The organism is Methylocella sp. CPCC 101449 (genome assembly GCF_031921685.1).
Classification (GTDB): Bacteria; Pseudomonadota; Alphaproteobacteria; order Rhizobiales; family Beijerinckiaceae; genus Terripilifer.
In genome coordinates this window covers 1,033,961-1,056,721 of sequence record NZ_JAPDHU010000001.1, presented here as the reverse complement: position 1 = coordinate 1,056,721, position 22,761 = coordinate 1,033,961, and the positions used below count along the sequence as shown (strand labels likewise).

The window sequence follows — 22,761 nt, the reverse complement described above, 5'->3', positions numbered from 1 at the left end:
CTGTGTCCGGTTTGATGTGATGGGAAAGCGGGAGCCCGGAGTGGAGAATATCGTTTCGATCACGGGCCTGGAGAAGACCTATAAGTCCGGCTTCCAGGCCCTTAAATCCGTCGACCTCAATATCCGTCGTGGCGAGATTTTCGCGTTGCTGGGTCCCAATGGCGCCGGCAAGACGACCCTGATCGGCATCGTCTGCGGCCTTGTGCAGCCCACCGCCGGGTCAGTCACGGTCGCCGGCCATGACGTGACCCGGGATTTCCGCGCCTCGCGCACCCTGGTCGGCCTCGTGCCGCAGGAATTGTCGACCGACATGTTCGAAACCGTTTGGAATACGGTGTCGTTCAGCCGCGGCCTCTTCGGCAAGAAAGCCAATCCGGCTTATGTCGAGCAGGTGCTGCGCGATCTTTCATTGTGGGACAAGAAGGACAGCAAGATCGGCGCGCTGTCGGGCGGCATGAAGCGCCGCGTGCTGATCGCCAAGGCTTTGTCGCACGAGCCGCAGATTCTGTTTCTCGATGAGCCGACGGCCGGCGTCGATGTCGAGCTACGCCGCGACATGTGGGAAATGGTGCGCCGTCTGCGCGAATCCGGCGTCACCATCATCCTCACCACCCATTACATCGAGGAAGCCGAGGAGATGGCCGATCGGATCGGCGTCATCAACAAGGGCGAGATCATCCTGGTGGAGGAGAAGACCAGTCTTCTCGCCAAGCTCGGCAAATCGCAGCTGACGGTGCAACTCAAGAAACCGCTGGAGGCCTTACCCGCCGGCCTGTCCGATCTGCCGATCGAGCTTTCGAGCGACGGTGCCACACTGGTCTATCAATCGCAGAATGGCGGCGAACATGCCGACGTGGCGGAACTGTTCCGCCGTCTCGCGGCGCTCGGATTGGAGTTCGGCGCCATCGAAACGCGCCGCAGCACACTTGAGGATATTTTCATCGATCTGGTGAGGGCCCGCTGATGAACGTCCATGCGATCCGGGCGATCTATACGTTCGAACTGTCGCGCACCTGGCGCACTTTGTTTCAGAGCATCGCCTCGCCGGTTCTCTCCACCTCGCTCTATTTCATCGTTTTCGGTTCGGCGATCGGCTCGCGCATGCAGACGGTCGATGGCGTCAGTTATGGCGCCTATATCGTGCCGGGCCTGATCATGCTGACCTTGCTCAGTGAGAGCATTTCCAACGCTTCCTTCGGCATCTATCTGCCGAAATTCACCGGCACCATCTACGAAGTACTGTCGGCGCCGGTCTCGGTGGCCGAAATCGTCATCGGCTATGTCGGCGCCGCGGCGACGAAATCGATGATCATCGGTCTGATCACACTGGCAACGGCGCGGCTGTTCGTCCCCTTCGAGATCGTCCATCCGGTCCTGGCGCTCGGTTTTCTCGTTCTGATCGCCGTGACCTTCAGCCTGTTCGGCTTCGTGCTCGGGCTTTGGGCCGACAGTTTCGAGAAATTGCAGATCGTGCCGCTGATGATCGTGACGCCGCTGACCTTCCTGGGCGGCACATTCTATTCGATCGATATGCTGCCGCCGCTCTGGCGCACCGTCACTCTGTTCAATCCGGTGGTCTATCTGGTCAACGGCTTCCGTTGGACTTTCTATGGCGTGGCCGATGTGAATTTCGGCATCAGCGCCGGCATGACCTTCCTGTTCATGCTGCTGTGTCTCACCATCGTCTGGTGGGTGTTCCGCACCGGCTATCGCCTGCGGCCGTAGGGCGCTCCTTCGGGATTTGGCAGTCGGGGACAAGAAAACTGGCAGGCTCGATCAAGATCGGTGGAAAGCTCTCGCCCTAACTTGCGGGCAGCATTCCACCGGATCACGCCCATGACAACCGCCGCTCAACTGAACGCCTTTCTTGACACCCTGCGCCAATCTCTTGATCCCGACATCCTGTCTTCCAATCGCCAGGAATGCGCAGAATATGGGCACCACACGCTGCCCGGCGCCGACCACGTTCCGTCCGCCATTCTGTTTCCGGCCTCCACGGCGGACGTTGAAGCCATCGTGCGGCATGCCAATGCGTTTCGCGTACCGCTCTTTCCGATCAGCATGGGGCGCAATCTAGGGCTTGGCTCCCGTGCGCCGATGCGCTCGGGCCAGGTTGTGGTCGATCTCGGTCGTCGCATGAATCGCGTCGTCGAGATCAATGAAGAGCTCGGCTATTGCGTGGTCGAGCCTGGCGTCACGTTCAATGCTCTCTATGAGGCGCTGCAAAGCCGTGGCTCGGCGTTGATGATGTCGCCGACCGCCGGGCCGCCGGATGGCAGCCTGCTCGGCAATGCGCTCGACAAGGGCGGCGGCAGCGGGCCGGCGGGCGATCACTTCGGCAATGTCTGCGGCATGGAGGTGGTGCTCGGCAATGGTGACACGATCCGCACCGGTGACGGTGGGCTCGATATGTCCTCCCATCCCAATTGGCATGTCACGAAATACAGTTTCGGCCCGGCGCTGGACGGGCTCTTCACCCAGTCCAATTATGGCATCGTCACCCGCGTCGGCATCTGGTTGAACCAGCGCCCGAGTGCCATTCGTCCGTTCTTCTTCACCTTCCCGGATGACGACGATCTGCAGGAGATCATCGAATTGATCCGCGCCATGAAGAAGAAAACCTTGGTGCCGACGCTCATTCGCGCCACCAACGATCTTTATTTGTTGTCGTCGCAGGAGCGCCATCCGCGTTCCGGCGCGCCGACGGCGGCGCCGTTATCCTTGGCCGAACGCCGTGATCTGCAACAGCGTTATGGCGTCGGCTCGTGGACGGTTTCCGGCGCGCTCTACGGCGGCAGCGACGAGGCGCTGAAGCCGGGCATCGACATGCTGCGTGCCCATTTCGAAGCCTCCGGCAAGGCGCGCTACATACCGTTCGAGGATGCGCAGGCCATGCCGCACCTCCATGCGGCAATCAATTCGAACTCCGGTCGGCCGGCCGATGGCGAATTGGGCATGCTCAAGTGGCGGCCGGGCGGCGGCGCAATCTGGCTTACCCCCGGCACGCCGATGGACGGACTGATGGTCAACGCCTTCCAGGCGCAATGTCGCAAGATCGCGCTCGACAACGGGCTCGACTACATGGCCTCGTTTGTCTGTGGCCCGCGCTTCGCGCGCAGCGTCCATGCCATCATCTATGATCGCGACAAAGCCGAAGAGGCCGCGCGTGCCGACCGGTGTTATCGCGCCATGTGCGAAGCGTTTCGGGAGCGCGGCATTTTCGTGGGCCGGGCGCCGACGCAGTATCAAGCCTTCCATCAGGGCCAGCGCACGCAGCAGGTTGTGAATGCCTGCGCCGCCATCAAACAGGCCCTGGATCCGAATGGAATTATTGCGCCAGGGCGTTACGGTATCGAATAATAGGCTTGGGAGGGCTCTCCATGATGATGATCCGCCGTTTCGTCTTCAGTGCTTTGTTGTCCGCCTTGATGTGGGCCCCGCCTGTTCTGGCTCAGGAGGCGTATCCATCGCGCCCGGTTACTTTCATGGTCGGCTTCGCCGCCGGCGGGGGAAATGATGTCCTCGCGCGTATTCTGGCCGAGCATCTGCAGCAAGCCTTGGGTCAGACTTTCATTGTCGAGAACCGGCCCGGAGCCAGCGGCATGGTCGCGATCAGCGCCGTCAGACGCGCCACCCCGGACGGATACACTTTGCTGGTCGGGTCAAGCAGCGCGATGACCGTCAATCCGCTCCTGTTGAAGTCGGCCAACTACAATCCGGTCGAGGATTTCGTTCCGGTGGCGATGATCGGTCATTTTCCATTGATCGTCGCTGTCAATCCGTCGGTGCCGGCCAAGACGTTGCAGGATTTCATCCGCCTGGCCAAAGCCGAGCCGGGTAAGATCAATTACAGTTCGGCGGCCAGTTCGTTCCAGATCGCAACGGAAATGTTCGCGCAGCGCGCTGGGATCAAACTGCAGAACGTGCCCTATCGTGGCAGTGCGCCGGCGGTCATGGCGGTTGTCGCCAATGACGTGTCGCTCACCCTTGGTGACATTTCCACCGTTCTGCCGCAGATTCAGGGCGGAACGTTGAGGGGCCTGGCGGTGACCACGCTGCAGCGCATTCCGAGCCTGCCCGATATTCCAACTGCGGGCGAAGCCGGTCTGCCCGGTTTTGAGGTCGTTCCATGGTCCGCTCTTTTCGCGCCGGCCGGCACGCCCGCCGCGGTTGTCGGCAAGCTCGAACGGGAAACCGCACGGATTCTCGCGCTGCCGGAAGTGCAAGCGAAGGTGCGTCTGTTGGGCATCGAGCCGTCCACCACCTCGGCTGCGCAAGTACCCGAACGGATACGCACGGAGCTTGAGTTGTTTCGCAAGGTGGCTGAAACCGCCGGGATCAAGCCCGAATAGGTTTCGAGCGGAGCCTGGCGCGGGTGAGGCTCGGCGCCTCGCCGAACTTGGCGCGATAGGCGCGCGAGAAATGGGCCGAATCGCTCAAGCCGCTGTCCAGCGCGATGGCGGTCAGGGATTGGCCCGCGTCCTTTTCCATTTGCGCGCGTGCATGATCGAGCCGCAAGTCGAGCAGGAGCTGCGAAAAGCTCCGCCGCTCTTGCGCGAACAGCCGATAGAGCGAGCGCACGGAAATCCCGAACGACCGCGCGAGCATTGCCGGGTTGAGGCTTTCGTCGGAAAGCCTGGCGCGCATTTCCATCTGGATATCGGCCAGGGTCAGCCGGCTTGCCGAGGCGGACGGCGCCCGTTGATCGGGCACCGTCCGTAGCAGATGCGACAACGCCTGCATCATCAAAGTGCAGTCCTGGTCCAACCAGTTGCAGGTCAGATCGGTCAGCCGCAAGAGCGCCTCCCGCGCTACCTGTGCGGCGCCCGCCTCGCAGCGGATGATGTGCGGCGCGTCGTTCCGCGTGCCCGCGCCCAAGTCAAGGAAGGTGCGCGGCACCAGGATCAAGCGGCGTTCGATGATATCGGGGAAGTGAAGATTGAACGGTTTGTTGCTGTCGACCACGGCGATCTGGCCCGGCACGAGCCGCAGTCGTGTGTCGCCTTGTTCGATGAAGGAGACGCCGCGCAACTGCAGCCCGATCATGAGATGGCCGTCGCCGCCGCGGGCTTGCGTCGTCGTTCGATTGATCTGATGCGGCTGCGAGCGGAACGAGACAAAGCGGGCCGTCTCGATCGAGCGGCTCGCCAGGAAACCGTCGAAGCACGCCTTGGTGGCCGGCTTCATCGATGCGTCGATCACGCCGCGAACGACGACATCGGACCAGTAATCGATCTTACTGCCGCTGGCTCTTGCCGTGTCCCAGGATTGCCAATGCGTCCGGCCGCTCATGACACGAGGCTAACATGGTGTTTTTCAAACGCCAATCAGGCCGTTTGGCTCTGATTGGCGCTCGCGTTGGCCAGGAATTTTCAGTTCTGCGGGATCTTGGCGAGCTTGACGTAGTCGCCCCATTCCTTGATCGCGGCCTGGAACATGGCGTCGGCCTGTTCCGGTGTGCGCAGCATCGGGTCGGCACCTGACAGAGCGAGGAATTTCTTCGTATCGTCTGTGGTGAGAATGTCGCGGAACATCGCGTTGATTCTTTCCAGGATCGGCTTCGGCGTGTCCTTCTGCACCATCACGCCCCACCAGATGTTGAGATCCATCGGAATGCCGGTTTCCTTCATCGTCGGTACATCGGGCAGCGACGACAGGCGGTCGGAGGAGCTGACGGCGAGAACGCGCATGCGCCCTTCGCGCACCTGTGCCAAGGCGAAGATCGGATCGTGGAAGGCGAAGTCGAGCTTGCCGTCTTGCATTTCGTTGAGGGAATCCGGCGCGTTGCGATAGGAGACCTCAACCGCTTCGATGCCGGTCGCCTGCTTATAGAGCGCCCCCATGATCGTGCCGGGATTGGCAGCGGTCGCATAGGTCGCTTTGGTGCCTTTCTTCTTCATCGCCTCGGTCAGCTCCTGCATGGTCTTGTAGGGGCTTTTGGCGTCGACCAAGGCCATGAAGGCGAGATTGCTGGTGGTGGCGGCCACTGTCAGCGTCTTGCCGACGTCGACAGGCGGTTCCTTGAACAGATGCATGGTGGCGGCCACGGTGGTGCCGGCGAAAGGATAGAGCGTGTAGCCGTCCGGCTTCGAGCGGGCGACATAGGTGGTGGCAATATTGCTGTTGGCGCCGACCTTGTTTTCGACCACCACGTTGCGGCCGGTCTTCACGCGGATCTTCTCGGCGAAATAGCGGGCGAAAATGTCGGCGCCGCTGCCCGGCGGAAAGCCGCAGACGACGAGAAAGTTCTGGCTCGGATATTCCTGGGCGAAAACGCCAGGCGCGATGGCGATCGTGCCGGCTGCTGCCGCAGCGCCCTGCAGAAATTGTTTGCGCGTGATCGTCATAGTCCCCTCCCTTATGTCGGCTTCGTGATTACGGCGCGCGAAAATAGGCGATCGCGCGCGCTTTGCAAAGTTTTTGAAAACAAAAGCCTCTGTAAAAAAGAGCCGGTGGGCACCAGCCCCTTTTGTCTCAGGCGCGGGCGAATTCGCCGCGGCCGAACATGCGGTCCATGTCTCGTGGCTTAGCTGTTTCGCGCACCGACTGGATTTTGCCGATCTTGGCCAGCGCCCGCTGCACGGCGTCGCGCTTCTCGATGGCGGCGAACCAGCGGGCGAGATGGGGCGTTTTTTCCGCTACGCCTGCGTTGGCCATATAGCCGCGCATCCACGGCCAGGTGGCGATGTCGACGATGGAATAGTCGGCGCCGCCGAGATAAGCGCTGCTGCTGAGGCGCTCGTCGATGAGGTTCAAGATACGCGTCATTTCAGTTTTGTAGCGCGACACCGAATAGTCGTTGCCCTGCGGCGCGAAGCGCGAGAAGTGGACAAAATTGCCAAAGGCCGGGCCGACGCCGGTGAGCTGGATCATCAGCCATTGCAGCGCTTCGGTGCGGGCGCGCTTGTCGCTGGGCAGCAGCTTGCCCGTCTTCTCGGCGAGATAGAGCAAGATCGCGCCGGATTCGAAAATGGTGATCGGCTTGCCGTCCGGCCCGTCATGATCGACGATCACTGGAATTTTCGCGTTCGGATTGAGCTTCATGAACTCGGCGGCGAATTGATCGCCTTTCCAGACGTCGACGAAATGTTCCTTGTAGGGAAGTCCAAGTTCTTCAAGAGCAATGTAAATCTTTTGAACGTTGGGGCTGGTCAGCGCATAGAGATCGATCATGGTCCGCTCCCGAAGCCGAAAAGCATTTTCAAGCGAAGTGGTTTCCGGTTCGCGTGAAGAAAATGCGTCAAACGAAGAATCTGGCGTTCGGCCTGATGAAATCAGGGCTGAACGTCAGGGGAGCGGACTATAGCCCAATACGGGAGCGAAGAAATGCCCTTCGCGCTGTTTACCAGTCGACGTGGGTGCCGACGTTCAACCGCTCGGCGTTTTGCAGCGCCAGTTCGGCGGCGGCGAGATCTTCCACCGCCAGGCCCAGCGATTTGAAACAGGTGATCTGGTCCTGCGACGAACGCCCCGGATGGCGCGCGGTCAGCACGTCGCCCAGTTCGGCACGAATATGATCGGGGCCGATAAAGCCTTCCTGCACCGCAAAAATATATTCGCCCGATTCGTTGATCGCCGATTCACGGCGATCGACATAAAGCTCCACCGCCTTCATCGTCGGTCCGTCGAGTTCGCGCGCCGCCGCCAGGCTCGATCCGACCGCGTTGACGTGACAGCCGGGCTTCAGCCATTCGAGTTTCAGGATCGGCTCGTAGGAGCCGGTGACCGTGCAGACAACGTCCGCATCGGCAAGACCTTCCTGGATCGTCGGCGCGAAACCGCAGTGTTTTTCCTCCGCCAATTGCGCGGCGCGGCCTGGTGAGCGGTTGGCGATGACGATCTCGGCGTCCTTAGGCACGACGACGCGCATGGCGTCCACATGAGCGGCGGCCTGTACGCCGGCGCCGATAATCGCCACTTTACGCACCTCGCGCGGCGCCAGAGCCGCCGTGGCGACGGCGGTGACCGCGGCGGTGCGAATCGCGGTGATGGACGAGGCATCGACAATGCCGAGCGGGCGCCCGTCGTAACCGTCGTGCAGGATTACCATGCCCTGGTGCGGATCGATGCCGCGCGCGCCATTGCTGGGCGTCACGCAAATCTCCTTCACCGACCATAGGCGTCGGTCATCGGCGAGCCGCAGTGCCGGCATGAAGCCCATGCGATTGGGCTCGCCTTCAGGCCGCGCCTTCAGGCGCAGCGGCAGATAATAAGCGCCATTGGCGAGATCGATCAGCGCCTGTTTCATCGCCACGACGCAATCGGCCATGGGCAGGGTGCGAACGACGTCGTGATGGGTCAGAATGCGCATCCGTTCGCTCTCTCAATTGCAGTTGAAACGACCGGTGCCATCGCCGTGGCAGGGGCAGCCCGCTTCGAGCCTGATCGTGTAGCGCGACGGCGGCGTCTGTTCGCTGCGACCACTGACAACAGGCTTGCCGTCGATAAAAGCATAGGAAATGCCGGGCAGGTCGCCATGGGCGATGGCATCGGCCAAAGTCGTGCCGGCCGAGCCTTCGACAGGGCCGCAGATCAGGAAGTCGGCTGGCGCGCCCTCGCGCAGGAAGCCGACGTCGAGCCCATGCGCCAGAGCGGTATTGCCGCTGGCGACCGCGATCGCCTCGCCGGGTGTCAGATCGCAGACCGAAGACAGATAGCAGATGTTGCGCAGCATGCCGCGCGGCACCACGCCCGTGCCGCCGGGCGTATCGGTGCCCAAGGTCATGCGATGCAGCTGGCCGCGTTCGCGCAGGCGGCGCGCCGCCAGCAAAGTCGAGCGATAGTTGCCGGACGTGCAGATTTCGAGCGCGAATGTCGTTTCGTCGATCACTCGCTTGAGATCGCCATCGCTCATCGGGATCGGACCGCCCGACACATGCGCGGCAATATCAGGCTGTAGCCAGGACAGGATTTCGAAGCCGCAGATCTGGCTCAAGCCCGAGCGCGAGACGCCGCCCGTATGTACTTTTGTACGGATGCCGCGTTCACGGCACCAACGCACATAGCGCTTGGCTTCCTCCGGATTGGTGCCGAGTGGATAGAAGAGGAATTTCGCCAGAATGGCGCCGACCTTCGCCAGCCGGTCGAAATGCGTTTCGTTCATGCCCGGCACCAGCAGTACCGTGCCGGCATGCAGTTTCACATTGCTCCAGCGTACGCGGCCGGTGGTCTGCCGTGTCACTTCCGCCAGCGCGGTGACGAGTTCCGGCGTCAGATTGTTATAGTCGAGGCCCGGCGCATGCAGCTCGCCAGCCGAAACCATGGTCGTCGAGCCGCCGTGCAGATAATTGCCGACCCAGCCGATCGCATCCTGTGTCGGCGTCCATTCGCCCAGCACCGGATGGACATGGCCGTCGACGAGGCCGGGCAGAACGGCGCTGCCCTTGGCGTCGATCACCGCGTCGGCCTTAGTGTCCGCAGCCACGTTCAGCGCGGCGATGCGTCCGTCCTCAACCAGCAGGGAGCGCACGTCGGCGGTCGGCGCGGCGATGTCGCCGGTAAAAAATTCACCGATGTTTTCGACCAGCAGGCTCGTCAAATCATTTTTCCTTTTTCACCACGGCGCCGCCGGCATTCTTCCAGGCGGTGAAACCACCTTCGAGATGGCTGACATTGGTCATACCCATATCGGTCAAGGTTTTCGCTGCCAAGGCCGAGCGCCACGCGCTGGCGCAATAGAGAACCAGTGTCTTCTTGCCGTCGCCCAATGCCGGCTTGTAATAGGGGCTCTCGGGATCGACCCAGAATTCCAGCATGCCGCGCGGCGCGCTCATCGCGCCTTCGATAATGCCGTCGCGTTCCAGTTCGCGCGGATCGCGGATGTCGACGAACTGCACGTCGTCTTGGCCGCGCAGGGCCTTGGCTTCCTCTACCGGGACGGTTTTGACCACCGCATTGGCCTCGGCCAACAGTTGTTTGTAGCCTTTCTTCAACACGACGTTTGCTCCCGAATATCTAGCGATTGGTGTTGCGTGGCGCCGCGTCCGGCTTGTCCGCATATTTGGCTGACGCGCGGCCACGGCGCAGTGGCGGCAAGGCGGCTTCATCGACAGGGCCGGTGCGGCTGACGCCACGATTGCCGTGCAGCAGTTTGCTGATCAGCGCCTTCAATTTCTTCTGTTCGGCCGGTGTCAGCGGCGCCAGGAGATCGCTTTCCGATTGCCAGACGCTCGGGCGCATGGAATCGAGCAGATTGCGCCCGCGCGGCGTCAGGCGCACGGTGTAGCGGCGCTTGTCGACCGTATCGCGGGCGCGTTTCAGCATGCCCCGCTGTTCGAGTTTGTCGACGACGACGCCGAGCGTCGACTTGTCGAGAGCGATCTGCACCGCCAGCGCCGCCTGATCGAGGTCGGGATGGTCGCGCACCGCGATCAGCACCGCATATTGGACGGATGTGACGCCGAACGAGCCATTGCAGCGCGTGAAATGCGCCACCGCGGTCTGCTGCAGGCGGCGCGCCAGATGGCCGGCGCGATCATGCAGGCCGGAGACGGAATCGTAGGCCTCGTCTTTGTCAGCCATTTTGGTTAGCCATGTTTGGGCCGAAACGGCATGACTTCCTTGGCGAACAGGTTCATCGAGGCGATGGCCTTGTCATAGGGCAGCATATTGAAGCCGATCTGCAATGAAGCATGCTCGAACGGCCCGAATTCGTCGAAAAGCCCGGCCACCGTCTCGCGCAGCTCCTGCGGCGAGCCGATCCAGGCGGATTTGCCCTCGATCTGGTTTTCCATATTGGTCGCCTTCAACTTGTTCATGATGTTGGCATAACCAGGATAATCATCAGAACTCGTGCCGGAAAGCCAGTCCGAAGCGGCATCGACAAGAGAGTGGAAATAACCCTCGATAAAAGGTTTGGCCGTGGCGCGGGCCTGATCGCCATCTGGCTCGCAATACATGTGGAAGGCCAGCATGACCTCGCCGTCGCCCGGATGGCCGGCGGCGCGCCAGGCGTCCCGGTAGATCTTGGTCAGTTCGCGCATGCGCCCGCCGGCAATCGGGATCGCCATGATCGAAAAGCCGTTCTGGCCAGCATATTCGAAGCTCTCCGGCGTGTTGAGCGCCGCGACGTAGAATTTCGGCCGTGGTGTCTGGGTCGGGCGCGGCAGCGAGGTGGTGTTTTCGATGGTGAGGAATTCGCCTTTGTCGTTGACCACGTCCTCGCGCAGCAGCAGATCGATCTGGCGGATGCCTTCGCGGAAGCGGCGCACGGATTCGTTGGGCGAAATGCCGAAGCGGCGGAATTCATGCGGCAGGAAGGCACGCGCGAAGCCGATATCGACGCGGCCGTTCGACAAGGCATCGACCATGGCGATCTCGCCGGCCATTTTCAGCGGATTGCTGAACACCGGCAGAAGCGCGCCGGTGATGAGACGCATCTTGCGTGTTCTTTGGGCAAGCGATGCCAGGAAAAGCAGCGGATTGGGGCTGTAGCCGCCATAGTAATGGAAATAGTGCTCGACCATCCGGCCGTGGGTGAAGCCCAGGCTTTCGGCCTGCTCGGCAATGTTCAAGCATTCCTCGAAATAGCGGGCTGCTGACTTTTCCTCGGGTTTCACGTCCGGAAAGAATTGAACGCCGTATTCCATCGCCATCCTCCGCCAAACAAGTGCGTATACTCACGATCAGTATACGCATAATTTTTGTTGCGCAAGATTTGTTCCTTGGTCTAGCATCGCGCAAGCCCCTAAAGGCCGGCCCTCACAGGCTGGGACAGGGCAGGGAGATCCGTGTATGCGCCTTTGTCGATTTGAACCGAACCGGTTTGGCGTCATCGAAGGGGAGACGGTCGCCGATGTGACCGAACTCGTCCTCGGCAGTTTGCCGCCGCTGGTTTATCCGCTTACCGCAGGCGATCCGGTGATCGCGGCTCTGCCCGGCCTTCTGCCGAAACTGCGCGAGGCCGCCGCCAAGGCGCCGCGCAAGCCTTTGGCCGACGTTCGTCTGCTCAGCCCCGTCGGCATGCCGGGCAAAGTCATCGGCGCGCCGGCCAACTATATGAAGCACGTGGCCGAAGTCGCCGCCGATAGGCAGATCAACCAGGGCGTCGTCGGCAAGACGATCGACGATCTCGGTCTGTTTCTGAAGGCCGGCACCTCCATCGTCGGCCCGGCCGAGGGGATCGCCATTCATTTCCCTGACCGGCGCACCGACCACGAAGGCGAGCTCGTCGCCGTCATCGGCAAAGCTGGCAAGAACATTGCTTACGAAGACGCGCTGGACCACGTGTTCGGCTACACGCTGGGCCTCGATATGACCTTGCGCGGCGCCGAAGATCGCAGCTTGCGCAAGTCGGTCGACAGTTATGCGGTGATGGGCCCTTGGATGGTCACCGCGGATGAGATTGCAGATCCCAATGACGTCAGGCTCTGGCTCGACGTCAACGGGGAAAGGCGCCAGGATTCGTCGACCAGCTACATGATTTTCAACACACAGAAGCTGATCGCTTACGCCTCGCGCTTCTATACCCTGCAACCTGGTGACCTGATCATGACCGGCACGCCCGAAGGCGTGGCGCCGGTGGTGCCGGGCGATACGATTGCGCTCACCGTGCCGGAGATCGGCACGCTCAGCATCGCGGTGCGTGCCTGATGAGCGGCGCGGCGACAGTCGGTTCGAACGGATGGGAGGACGGGCTGCGCGCCCGTCACCTCATTCCATTGTGGCAAGTGATGCGCGGCATGCTGCCGAGCGAACCGACGCCGCCGGCGGTGGCGCACCATTGGCGCGCCGCCGATTTCAATCCCGATCTCGAACGCGCCGCCCGCGAAATTTCAGCCGAACTCGCTGAACGCCGCGTGCTGTTGTTCGAAAACCCCTCCTATCCGGGCGAATCCCGCATCACCGCCACCTTGCACGCCGGTATTCAATATCTTCTGCCCGGTGAAACGGCAGCGCCGCATCGTCATGCCCAGTCGGCCTTGCGCTTCATTCTGGAGGGCGCCGGCGCCTATACGGAAGTTGGCGGCGAACGCTTCACCATGGCGGCGGGTGATCTGATCCTGACGCCGGCTTTCGCCTGGCATGGTCACGGCAATCCTGGCAATGCCGCCGTCGCCTGGCTCGACGGCCTCGATCTGCCGATCGTGCGCCTCATGGGCACGACCTTCGCGGAGATGAAACCGCCCGCAGGCGGCGTACCGAAAATGCCTGAAGGCGCGGCCATGGCCCGTTTCGGCAGCGGCATGCTGCCGGCCGAGGCCGAGGCTATTAGTGTTGCCTCGCCGCGCATTCACTACCCATACGTGCAGGCGCGCGGCGCGCTGGCGCAATTGGCAAAAGGGGCGCAGGCCGATCCGGTGCACGGCTATCGCCTGGCCTATGCGCATCCGCAGACCGGCGGCCCCATCATGCCGACCATGGCCGCCTATTTGCAGCTTCTGCCTCAGGGTTTTGCCGGTGGCTTCTACCGCACCACCGAAGCCCTCGTGTTCAGCGTCGCCGAGGGTGAGGGCCGCACCACGGTCATCGGCCTCGATGGCATTGAGAAAACATTCACATGGTCGCGACACGACCACTTTGTCATTCCAGGCTGGTTGCGTTTCCGCCACGAAGCAAACCGCGAAGCTGTGCTGTTCAGTTTCAGCGATAAGCCGCTTCAGCATACAATGGGGCTTTGGCGAGAAGTTCGGGAGCATTGATGTCGTCTGCCATATCGTTATCACGCATCGAAAAGTGGTTCGGCGCCGGCACGGAAGCCGTGCATGCTTTGGCGCCGACCGATCTGGCGGTGGCGGAAGGAGAGTTCGTCGTGCTGCTCGGCCCGTCGGGCTGCGGCAAGACCACATTGCTGCGCATGATCGGCGGTCTGCTGGAGCCGACCCGTGGCGCGCTGAAGGTGGAAGACAAGGAATTATGGAGCCATGGCGTGCGCCAGGGCCAGGCCCTGTCGGAACTCGGCATGGTTTTCCAGGACGCCAACCTGTTTCCGTGGCTGTCGATCGAAGACAATATCGCGCTGCCGCTGGAACTGAAGGGCGTCGGCACCACTGAGCGCCGCGCCAAGGCGCGGGAGTTGACCAAGCTCGTTGGCATCGCGGGCTTCGAGAAGCGCTGGCCGCGCGAATTGTCGGGGGGCATGCGCCAGCGCGCCGCCATCGCCCGCGCACTGTCCTATAATCCCAAGATCCTTTTGATGGACGAACCGTTCGGCGCGCTCGATGCCATGACACGCGACACGATGAATCTCGAATTGCAGCGCATCTGGATGGAGACGCGCAAGACCGTCGTGCTCGTCACCCATTCGATTTCGGAGGCCGTCTTTCTCGCCGATCGCATCGTTCTTTTGTCGCCGCGCCCTGGCCGTATCGACACGATCATCGACGTGCCCATGCCGCGGCCCCGCTCCCTCGACGTGCAGGCGAGCAAGGATTTTCAGGAGATCGCCAAAATGTTGCGCCATCGTCTGGCGGAGATTTCGTGATGAGCGCCGTGAGCAACAACGACATCGTCTCGGTTCCGCCCACCGCCGCGCGCCGCAAGCCCATGCGCGAAAGCGTTCTGCCATGGGTCACCACGCCGCTGCTGCTGATCGTACTGATCGGCATCTGGCATTTCTATGTGGCCGCCACCAATCTCTCGCCCTTCATTCTGCCGGCGCCGGCGAAGGTCTGGGATGCCTGGATCGACATGCTGATGTCGCGCCGCGCCTGGGGCCACACGTTCCTCACCGTCTACGTCACCGTGATCGGCTTTCTCTGGGCTTTGGTCATCGGCGTCGGTCTCGGCGTGCTGCTCGGCCGCGCCCGCTGGCTGGAATTGACGCTCAATCCCTTCATCGTCGCCACCCAGGTCATTCCGAAAGTGGCGCTGCTGCCGCTCTTCATCGTCTGGTTCGGCTTCGGCAACACACCGAAGGTGATCGTCGCCGCCGTGCTCGCTTTCTTCCCCATCCTCACCAATACGGTGCTGGGCGTGAAGTCGGTCGATGCTGGCCATAAGGACGTGATGACCAGCCTCAACGCGACGAACTGGCAAATCTTCCGTCGTCTCGAACTGCCTTCGTCTTTGCCCTACATCATCACCGGCATGGAAGTCGGCATCGTGCTGGCGATCATCGGCGCCATCGTCGGCGAATATCTCGGCGGCAATGCCGGCCTCGGCTTCATGCTGGTTTCGAAGATGAACGGCTATGAGACCGACGGCCTGTTCGCCGTCATCATCCAGATGACCCTGCTGGGCTTCTTCTTCTATTTCGCCACCGGCGCGCTCCGGCGCTTCCTCATTCCGTGGCATCAGTCGGTCAATCTCAAATAAGCGGCATAAGCCGTCTACAAGCGAGGGGAGTATCAGATGATGGACAGGCGTAAACTGATCAAAGCATCCGCGGCCGCGGCAGCCGCCGCGCCGTTTGGCTTTCCGGCCATTCTACGGGCGCAGGCGCGCGATCAGGTCTCTCTGATGACTCCTTTCGGCTTCATCCCCGATTTCATCGAGATGATGAATGCCGTTTCCGGCGGCCATTTCGCCAAGCAGAATCTCGATGCCAAGATCATCGGCGGCCAGGGCGGCGCTCAGGCCATGCAGCAGCTTGTCGTCGGCCAGGTGGATATTCTGCGCGCCGCCAGCCTCGATGTCATGCTCGCCAAAGGCCAGACCAATGTGCCGCTGGTGGCGATCGCCACCATCTATCAGGGCGGCACGTTCCACATGATCAGCCCGAAGTCGAAACCAATCGAAAAGGCCGAGGACTTGAAGGGCAAGACCGTGGGTCTCGTGACGCGCGGCGGCACCAGTGACATCCTGCTCGATCTCGTCTTGGCGAAGGCCGGTCTCAAGCCCGACGATGTGAAGCGCGAAGCCACCGGCAACAGCCCGGGCGCCATGCAATTCGTCAAACAGGGCCGCGTCGATTGCTTCTTCGGTTCGCTGCTCGTCGTCATCGCGCTGCAGAACATGAAGGAAGACATCGTCGCCTGGTCGATCGATCGTTATGCGCCGATGCCGGGCCAGACCTATGTGGTCACTCAGCAGACAGCGGAGAAGAAAGGCGACATTCTGACCCGCGCCGTGCGGGCCTTGCGCGCGTCGGCCGAGGAAATGGTGGCGCAGCCGCTGAAGCCGATCTTCGAGCGCGCCGCCAAGGATTTCGAAATCCCCGGCCTGCGCGATATCGACAGCGTCGTCGCCCAGGAAAAAGCGACCATCGACCAGCTCTGGCTGTCGGAAGGGCGCGAGAACCTGATGCGCAACGTGCCGAAGCTTTGGCAGGCTGGCGTCAGCGCCTTGCGCGAGAACAAGATCGGCAATCCAGGCGATGCCGAGACGCTCTACACCAACAAATTCCTCGACGCGAAATAACAAGAAGCAACGCGTTCGCGAAACCGCCGCGCATGACGCGGCGGTTTTTTTATTGGCCGCGAGCGATCAGCTATAGGTCAAATAGGTGCTGCCGAAGCGTTTCGAGAGTGCTTGCGCCGCCTTGATGATGACGCCCTCCAACCGCTTGAGGGTCGCATCATCGATACGGCTTCTCGGGCCGCTCAGAACGATGGCGCCTGCCAGTTCGCCGCCGCCCTTGAATACGGGCGCCGCGATCGCCGCGACGCCGCTGCTCACCTCCGCCAGGCTGATCGAATAGCCCGCCTTACGAATTTGCGCATGCCTCGGGCTCTTGCCGCCTGAGAACGCCTCCAGCACATGACCCGCCGCACCGAATTTCAGCGGAATGACATCCCCCACCATCACGTGGTCGCGCAGCCGGTGGTGCGATTCGATGCGATAGAGGCACACGCGGTTGTCGCCGTTGCGGATGTTGAAACAGGCGCTTTCGCCGGTTTCCGCGACGAGTTCGCGCAGCGCCGGCAGGATCAGCTCGGCGGGCTCAACGGCTTCCTGGTGCAGCCGCGCCAATTGCAGCGTCGCCGCGCCCACATAATAATGCCCGTTCTCGCTGCGCGCTAAAAAGCCAGCAACTTCAAGCGTCTGGCAAAGGCGAAGAATGGTGCTTTTATAGAGACCCGTCGCCGTCGCGAGGTCGACGAGCGTCATGCGCGGGCGCTCGGCCGAGAAGGCCTGCAAAACACTCAGGGCGCGCTCGACGGAAGCCACGTGCTTGGCTTCCCCATCATCGACCTGGGTCATCCGCCTATCCTCCGCAAATCCATTTCAGAACGCTGTTCTATTTTCTTGCATGAACCGGCGCCAGTCTGTAAATAGCCGGCAAATTAGAATGATGTTCTATTTTTTGGGAGGTGACATGAACTTGAGGAAATTGGCGCTCGGCTGCGTCGCCATTTTGCCGTTGTGCATGCCGTTTGCTCCGGCTGCCTCGGCCCAGCAAACGGGTTTCTACAAGGGCAAGACGATCACCATCATCGTCGGCTTCTCGCCCGGCGGCGGCTACGATCTCAGTGCCCGCACGATCAGCCGTTTCTTCGGCAAATATATCGACGGCAACCCGACGGTCGTCGTGCAGAACATGCCCGGCGCCGGCAGCCTCTCGGCGATCAACTATCTGGCCAATATCGCGCCCAAGGACGGCACTTCTCTCGGCACTTTCTCGCGCGGCATCCCCTTCGAACCGCTCGTCGGCAACAAGAGCGCGCAGTTCGATCCGCGCAAGCTGAGCTGGATCGGCAGCCCCAGCCGCGAGACCAATGTGATGTTCGTGCGCCAAGCCTCGCGCGCCAAAAGCATCGACGATCTGAAGACCGAGGAGGTCGTGATCGCGACCACCGGCGGCGGTGCCGATACCGCGACCTTCCCGCGGATCATCAATACGATCTTCAAAACCAAGCTGAAAATCGTCACCGGCTATCCGGGCGCCACCGAAACGCTTCTGGCCGTCGATCGCGGCGAGGCCGATGGCATGGCTGGGTTGTCGTGGGGCTATCTCAAGGCCAGCCGCCCGGCGTGGATCAAGCAGCAGCAGGTACGCATCCTGATGCAGCTCGGTCTTACCAAGGCGCCCGATCTGGAGAATGTGCCTTCTGCCTTGGATCTCGTGACCGATGAGGATGACCGTCAGTTGCTGTCGTTCTTCCTCGCCCGGCTCGCCATCGCATGGCCGCTGGCGGCGCCGCCGAACGTGCCTGCCGATCGCGTGGAGATGCTGCGCACAGCGTTTGAGAAAATGACGAAGGACGTTGATTTCATCGCCGAGGCCGAACGGCAATCGATCGACGTATCGCCGGTGTTCGGCGACGAGATCGCCAGTATCCTGGCAAAGGTCTATGCCACGCCGCCGGCGGTTCTCGAGCGCGCGCGTCAGATTTCCGAAGCGGCTCGTTAAAGAAAACTGCGTTTCGAGAGAAACGCAATTTTGCCTGGATCTTTGTTTTGAGGCGTCTGCAAGACGCTATGAGTCTGAGAGAAGACATCGTGAAAAATCACTATCAGACAATTGTCGTCGGCGGCGGTCCTGTTGGCGTCGGCCTTGCGATCGAATTGGGGCTCAGGGGTATTTCGTGTCTTCTCGTCGAGCCGCGAAAAACCCTGAGCAAGGTTCCCAAGGGCCAAAACCTGACCCAGCGCACGCTCGAACATTTCGCCACATGGGGCTTGGAGAAGGAACTGCGGGCGGCGCGTCTGATGCCGGCAGGCTATCCGATCGGAGAGCTGACCGCCTATGGCGATCTGATGAGCGACTATTGGCATGCGCCGGCCGGACGCGAACTCGTCCGTCCGTTCTATTCGCAAGACAATGAACGCCTGCCGCAATATCGTATGGAGGAAGTCCTGCGAAAGAAGGTGGCGACACAGCCATCAGTGGATACGCTTTTCGGCTGGGAAGCCGGTCGTCTGTCGCAAGATGAATCCGAAGTGCGGATCGAGCTGCGTTCGATCGAGTCCGACGAACAAGCCACGGTGAGCTGTGACTATCTCGTTGGTTGCGACGGTGCGCATTCGAATGTCCGGTCACAACTCGGGATCGAGCGCAGCAAGCAGGACTACGAGCAGAACATGCTGCTCGCGGTCTTCCGCTCGCGCGACCTGAGCCAACGGCTTGAGCGCTTCCCGCAGCGGTCGACCTATCGCGTGCTCAAGCCGGAGCTGAAAGGCTATTGGCAGTTCTTCGGCCGCATTTCGGAACCGGACGAATGGTTCTTCCATGCGCCCGTGCCCATGGAAGCGAGCCTCGAAACTTTCGATGCGCTGGGACTCATTCGCCAGGCTGCCGGCTTCGAGTGCCACTGCGATTTCGAACATCTGTCGTTTTGGAAGATGCGCGTGGCGGTCGCCGAACATTATCAAAAGGGCCGCGTCTTCATCGCCGGCGATGCGGCGCACAGCCATCCGCCCTATGGTGGCTTCGGCTTGAACAACGGCTTGGAAGACGTCAGAAATCTCGGCTGGAAACTGGCTGCGCGTCTCAACGGCTGGGGCACCGATCGTCTTCTCGAAAGCTACAGCATCGAGCGTCGTCCGGTGTTCTGGGAAACGGCGGATGATTTCATCACCGCGCGCATCAAGCGCGATGCGGCCTTTCTCGATCGCTACAATCCAACCGTCGACAAGCCCGAATTTGAAACCGCATGGCATGCCCGCGAGACGGATATCGGATCGCGTTTCCAGCAATATGAGCCAAACTATGAAGGCTCCACCGTGATGTTCGGCCCCGAAGGCGGTGTCAATTCAGCCCATGGAACCCACGCCGTGCGCGCCCGCGCGGGGCATCATCTGGCGCCTGTCGCGATGTCCTCGGGGGCGAGCAGTTTCGAGGCGCTGGGGAACGACTTCACGCTTCTGGCGTTCGATGCGCGGGAAGACACGGTCGCAGCCTTCACGGCGGCAGCCGAAAATCTGCACGTGCCACTTAAGGTCGTCAGGGACGACCAGCAATCAAACCGCGCCGATTATGCGGCCCGGCTGATCCTCGTGCGTCCCGATCAATATGTGGTTTGGCATGCCGATGCTCTGAACGGCGATGCCGCTTCCGTGCTCAGAAAAGTCGTAGGACAGCATTGAGATAGCCGTCATTACGAGCGCAGCGAAGCAATCCAGGGGTCAAGGCACGCGCCCTGGATTGCTTCGTCGCTGCGCTCCTCGCAATGACGGTAAGTTTTCAACGATTCAGCCTTATTTTCTCTGCGCTTTCGCCAGATCCAGCGCCACGTCGACGATCATGTCTTCCTGGCCGCCGACCATGCGTCGGCGTCCCAGTTCGACCAGGATCGAGCGCACGTCGAGCCCGTGGCTGGCGGCGGCATTTTCCGCATGACGCAGGAAGCTCGAATAGACGCCGGCATAGCCGAGGCTGAGGGTTTCGCGATCGACACGCACGGCGCGGTCTTGCAACGGGCGCACCAGGTCTTCGGCCGCATCCATCAAGGCGAAGAGATTGCAGCTGTTGGCAAAGCCATAACGCTCCATCACGGCGACGAGGGCTTCGAGCGGCGCATTGCCGGCGCCGGCGCCCATGCCCGCAAGGCTGGCATCGACACGGGTCGCACCCAGTTCCAGCGCCGCGATCGTATTGGCGACGCCAAGCGACAGATTTTGATGGGCGTGCATGCCGGTCTGCGTTTCCGGCTTCAGGACATCGTTGAAACGCTGGAAGCGTTCCGCCACGCCGGCCATGGTGAGGGCGCCACCGGAATCGACCACATAGACGCAATGGGCGCCATAGCTCTCCATCAGCTGCGCTTGGCCCGCAAGCGCCTGCGGCTCCAGCATATGCGACATCATCAGGAAGCCCGAGACATCCATGCCGAGCTTGCGCGCCGCCTCGATATGCTGCGCGGCGACATCCGCCTCGCTGCAATGGGTGGCGACGCGCACGGAGCGGGCGCCGGCGGCATAGGCATCCTTGAGATCATGGATCGTGCCGATGCCGGGGATAAGGAGTGTGGTGACGACGGCCTGTTTCACCACCGTGGCGGTCGCCTCGATCCACTCGAGATCGGTGCGTTCGCCGAAACCATAGTTGAAACTGCTGCCGGACAGGCCATCGCCATGGGCGATCTCGATGGCGGAGACCCCAGCGCGGTCAAGCGCACCGGCGATCTGCTTCACCTGGTCGATCGTATAGCGATGGCGGATGGCATGCATGCCATCGCGCAGGGTCACGTCCTGCACATAGATCGGCCGCGACGGATTGAAATCAGGCATGGCTCGTCTCCAAACGTAGAGCCAGATTGCGCGCCGTCGTCATGGCGGCGCTGGTCATGATGTCGAGATTGCCGGCATAGGCGGGGAGATAATGCGCCGCGCCCTCGACCTCCAGAAACACCGTGGTCTTCAGGCCGCTGACATCGCCGATGCCGGGAATGCGCATGGGATTGTTGTTGCTGATCCGTTCGAACTGCACGCTCTGTTTTAGCCGATAGCCCGGCACATAAGCTGCCACCTTGGCCACCATGTCTTCGACGGCACGGGCGATCTTGCCCGGCTCGCCGTCGCGCGTCAGGCAATAGACCGTGTCGCGCATCAGCACGGGCGGTTCGGCCGGATTGAGAATGATGATCGCCTTGCCGCGCTGCGCGCCACCCAATTGCTCGATGGCCCGCGCCGTCGTCTCGGTGAACTCATCGATATTGGCACGCGTGCCGGGGCCGGCGGATTTCGAAGCAATGGAGGCGACGATCTCCGCATAGACGACGGGTGATTGCGAGTTGACGGCCGCGACGATCGGGATCGTCGCTTGGCCGCCACAGGTCACCATATTGATATTGTCGCTTTGCGCATGCGCGTCGAGATTGACCACCGGCACGACGAAGGGGCCGAGCGCCGCCGGCGTCAGATCGATGAGGATCTTGCCGTGCGGTCGTAACAGATCGGCATGGCGCTGATGCGCGCCAGCCGACGTGGCGTCGAAGACGATGCGGATGTCCTTGAAGTCGGGGCTCTCCATCAGCCCCTCGATACCGCGCGCCGTATGGCCGACGCCGAGGCGCTGCGCCCGCGCCAGCCCTTCCGAATTCGGATCGATGCCGACCAGCATCGCCATTTCGAGTGGATCGCCATGGCGCATGATCTTGATCATGAGGTCCGTGCCGATATTGCCGGAACCGATGATCGCCGCTTTGACTTTTGCCATAGAGTTCACCGGGCGAAGGAAACTTTGACGATGCCGAAAGCGCCGAAGTCGCCTTCGAACACATCGCCGGGGCTCGCCGGCAGCATGCGCGCCAGCGCGCCGCTCATGACGATGTCGCCGGCCTTCAGGCCTTCGCCGTAGCGGGCCAGCGCCTGCGCCAGCCAGGCAACGGCAATGGCCGGATTGCCGAGGCAGGCTTCGCCACGCCCTTCCACGGCCACCGCGCCATTGTGCGCAAGCTGCATCGCCACGTCTGGCAAGTGCGCGAGATCGGCGGCCGAACGCTTCTCGCCCAGCACGATCAGGCCGGCGGAGGCGTTGTCGGCCACCGTGTCCTCGATCTTGATGTTCCAGTCGGCGATGCGGCTGCCGCAGATTTCCAGCGCCGGGCAGACATAGTCGGTGGCCGCGATGACATCTTCCGCCGTGACGTTTGCGCCGGCGAGATCACGTTTCAAGACGAAAGCGATCTCCGCTTCGATGCGTGGTTGCTGCACCGTGCCCTTGGCCACTTCGCCGCCATGCGGCACCACCATGTCGGCGAAGATCGTGCCGAAATCCGGCTCGTCGACGCCAAGCTGCTGCTGCACGGCTTTGGCGGTGAGGCCGATCTTGCGTCCGGCGATGCGCCGTCCCCGGGCCAGCCAGTCGCGCACGGTCTTCTGTTGCACCGCATAGGCATCCGCGACGCCGTTGAGCTTTTCGCGCACCGGCGCGATCGGGGCTTGATCGTAAGCGGCGATGAGATCGCGCGCCGTGTTCTCGATGATCGACATATTCTG

Annotated in this window: 23 protein-coding genes; 11 read left to right on the top strand and 12 right to left on the bottom strand. The window is 61.8% G+C overall.

Going from position 1 to position 22,761, the window contains the following annotated elements:
- The first annotated feature begins 40 nt into the window (after positions 1–40).
- The 4 genes from OIM99_RS04750 (at position 41) to OIM99_RS04735 (ending at position 4,352) form a co-directional block, all read left to right on the top strand.
- Entirely contained in the window at positions 41–964 is a 924-nt protein-coding gene (locus tag OIM99_RS04750) for an ABC transporter ATP-binding protein (protein WP_311849179.1), read from the top strand.
- Positions 964–1,725 (top strand): ABC transporter permease, encoded by a 762-nt coding sequence (locus tag OIM99_RS04745; RefSeq protein ID WP_311849178.1) that lies wholly within the window; start codon positions 964–966, stop codon positions 1,723–1,725. The genes OIM99_RS04750 and OIM99_RS04745 overlap by 1 nt, the downstream gene beginning before the upstream one ends.
- A 111-nt stretch (positions 1,726–1,836) precedes the next feature.
- Complete coding sequence (locus OIM99_RS04740) at positions 1,837–3,360, top strand: FAD-binding oxidoreductase (protein WP_311849177.1); 1,524 nt, start codon at positions 1,837–1,839, stop codon at positions 3,358–3,360.
- A 20-nt stretch (positions 3,361–3,380) separates the two neighbouring features.
- Positions 3,381–4,352, top strand: coding sequence for a tripartite tricarboxylate transporter substrate binding protein (locus tag OIM99_RS04735; protein ID WP_311849176.1), 972 nt, complete (start codon positions 3,381–3,383; stop codon positions 4,350–4,352).
- On the opposite strand, the gene OIM99_RS04730 is transcribed toward OIM99_RS04735, so the two are convergent.
- The 8 genes from OIM99_RS04730 to OIM99_RS04695 form a co-directional block, all read right to left on the bottom strand.
- On the bottom strand, positions 4,339–5,292 hold the full coding sequence (locus OIM99_RS04730) for a helix-turn-helix domain-containing protein (protein WP_311849175.1): 954 nt from the start codon (positions 5,290–5,292) through the stop codon (positions 4,339–4,341). The genes OIM99_RS04735 and OIM99_RS04730 overlap by 14 nt on opposite strands.
- 80 nt (positions 5,293–5,372) lie before the next feature.
- The gene (locus OIM99_RS04725; protein ID WP_311849174.1) at positions 5,373–6,347 is read right to left on the bottom strand and encodes a tripartite tricarboxylate transporter substrate binding protein; all 975 of its coding nucleotides are present in this window, start codon (positions 6,345–6,347) and stop codon (positions 5,373–5,375) included.
- A gap of 127 nt (positions 6,348–6,474) precedes the next feature.
- Entirely contained in the window at positions 6,475–7,173 is a 699-nt protein-coding gene (locus OIM99_RS04720) for a glutathione S-transferase N-terminal domain-containing protein (protein WP_311849173.1), read from the bottom strand.
- Between the two features lie 169 nt (positions 7,174–7,342).
- Positions 7,343–8,311, bottom strand: a complete 969-nt coding sequence (locus tag OIM99_RS04715) for an ornithine cyclodeaminase family protein (protein ID WP_311849172.1) — start codon at positions 8,309–8,311, stop codon at positions 7,343–7,345.
- A gap of 12 nt (positions 8,312–8,323) precedes the next feature.
- Positions 8,324–9,538, bottom strand: a complete 1,215-nt coding sequence (locus tag OIM99_RS04710) for an amidohydrolase family protein (protein WP_311849171.1) — start codon at positions 9,536–9,538, stop codon at positions 8,324–8,326.
- Position 9,539: 1 nt separating this feature from the next.
- Entirely contained in the window at positions 9,540–9,932 is a 393-nt protein-coding gene (locus OIM99_RS04705; RefSeq protein ID WP_311850349.1) for a rhodanese-like domain-containing protein, read from the bottom strand.
- 22 nt (positions 9,933–9,954) lie between these two features.
- On the bottom strand, positions 9,955–10,521 hold the full coding sequence (locus OIM99_RS04700; RefSeq protein WP_311849170.1) for a MarR family transcriptional regulator: 567 nt from the start codon (positions 10,519–10,521) through the stop codon (positions 9,955–9,957).
- 5 nt (positions 10,522–10,526) lie between these two features.
- On the bottom strand, positions 10,527–11,588 hold the full coding sequence (locus tag OIM99_RS04695; protein WP_311849169.1) for an LLM class flavin-dependent oxidoreductase: 1,062 nt from the start codon (positions 11,586–11,588) through the stop codon (positions 10,527–10,529).
- Positions 11,589–11,733: 145 nt separating this feature from the next.
- Between OIM99_RS04695 and OIM99_RS04690 the strand changes: the two genes are divergently transcribed.
- From OIM99_RS04690 to OIM99_RS04670, 5 genes are read left to right on the top strand one after another with little or no spacing between them, the layout of a single operon-like run.
- A complete protein-coding gene (locus OIM99_RS04690; protein ID WP_311849168.1) occupies positions 11,734–12,591 on the top strand; it encodes a fumarylacetoacetate hydrolase family protein in 858 nt (285 codons plus the stop codon).
- Positions 12,591–13,640 (top strand): cupin domain-containing protein, encoded by a 1,050-nt coding sequence (locus OIM99_RS04685; protein ID WP_311849167.1) that lies wholly within the window; start codon positions 12,591–12,593, stop codon positions 13,638–13,640. Before OIM99_RS04690 ends, OIM99_RS04685 begins: the two co-directional genes overlap by 1 nt.
- Positions 13,640–14,422 (top strand): ABC transporter ATP-binding protein, encoded by a 783-nt coding sequence (locus OIM99_RS04680; protein ID WP_311849166.1) that lies wholly within the window; start codon positions 13,640–13,642, stop codon positions 14,420–14,422. Before OIM99_RS04685 ends, OIM99_RS04680 begins: the two co-directional genes overlap by 1 nt.
- Positions 14,422–15,255, top strand: a complete 834-nt coding sequence (locus OIM99_RS04675; protein ID WP_311849165.1) for an ABC transporter permease — start codon at positions 14,422–14,424, stop codon at positions 15,253–15,255. Before OIM99_RS04680 ends, OIM99_RS04675 begins: the two co-directional genes overlap by 1 nt.
- 36 nt (positions 15,256–15,291) lie before the next feature.
- The gene (locus tag OIM99_RS04670; protein ID WP_311849164.1) at positions 15,292–16,299 is read left to right on the top strand and encodes an ABC transporter substrate-binding protein; all 1,008 of its coding nucleotides are present in this window, start codon (positions 15,292–15,294) and stop codon (positions 16,297–16,299) included.
- Between the two features lie 66 nt (positions 16,300–16,365).
- Here the strand turns inward: OIM99_RS04670 and OIM99_RS04665 are convergent, their stop codons facing one another.
- On the bottom strand, positions 16,366–17,082 hold the full coding sequence (locus OIM99_RS04665; protein ID WP_311849163.1) for an IclR family transcriptional regulator: 717 nt from the start codon (positions 17,080–17,082) through the stop codon (positions 16,366–16,368).
- A 115-nt stretch (positions 17,083–17,197) separates the two neighbouring features.
- On the opposite strand from OIM99_RS04665, the gene OIM99_RS04660 reads away from it, so the two are divergent.
- Positions 17,198–18,232, top strand: a complete 1,035-nt coding sequence (locus OIM99_RS04660; protein ID WP_311849162.1) for a hypothetical protein — start codon at positions 17,198–17,200, stop codon at positions 18,230–18,232.
- An 89-nt stretch (positions 18,233–18,321) separates the two neighbouring features.
- On the top strand, positions 18,322–19,908 hold the full coding sequence (locus OIM99_RS04655; RefSeq protein ID WP_311849161.1) for an FAD-dependent monooxygenase: 1,587 nt from the start codon (positions 18,322–18,324) through the stop codon (positions 19,906–19,908).
- Between the two features lie 111 nt (positions 19,909–20,019).
- Here the strand turns inward: OIM99_RS04655 and dmpG are convergent, their stop codons facing one another.
- The 3 genes from dmpG to OIM99_RS04640 are packed head-to-tail and all read right to left on the bottom strand — an operon-like array spanning position 20,020 to position 22,755.
- A complete protein-coding gene (gene dmpG / locus OIM99_RS04650; RefSeq protein ID WP_311849160.1) occupies positions 20,020–21,051 on the bottom strand; it encodes a 4-hydroxy-2-oxovalerate aldolase in 1,032 nt (343 codons plus the stop codon).
- Entirely contained in the window at positions 21,044–21,979 is a 936-nt protein-coding gene (locus tag OIM99_RS04645; protein WP_311849159.1) for an acetaldehyde dehydrogenase (acetylating), read from the bottom strand. Before OIM99_RS04645 ends, dmpG begins: the two co-directional genes overlap by 8 nt.
- A 5-nt stretch (positions 21,980–21,984) precedes the next feature.
- Entirely contained in the window at positions 21,985–22,755 is a 771-nt protein-coding gene (locus tag OIM99_RS04640) for a fumarylacetoacetate hydrolase family protein (RefSeq protein ID WP_311849158.1), read from the bottom strand.
- Positions 22,756–22,761 lie beyond the last annotated feature (6 nt).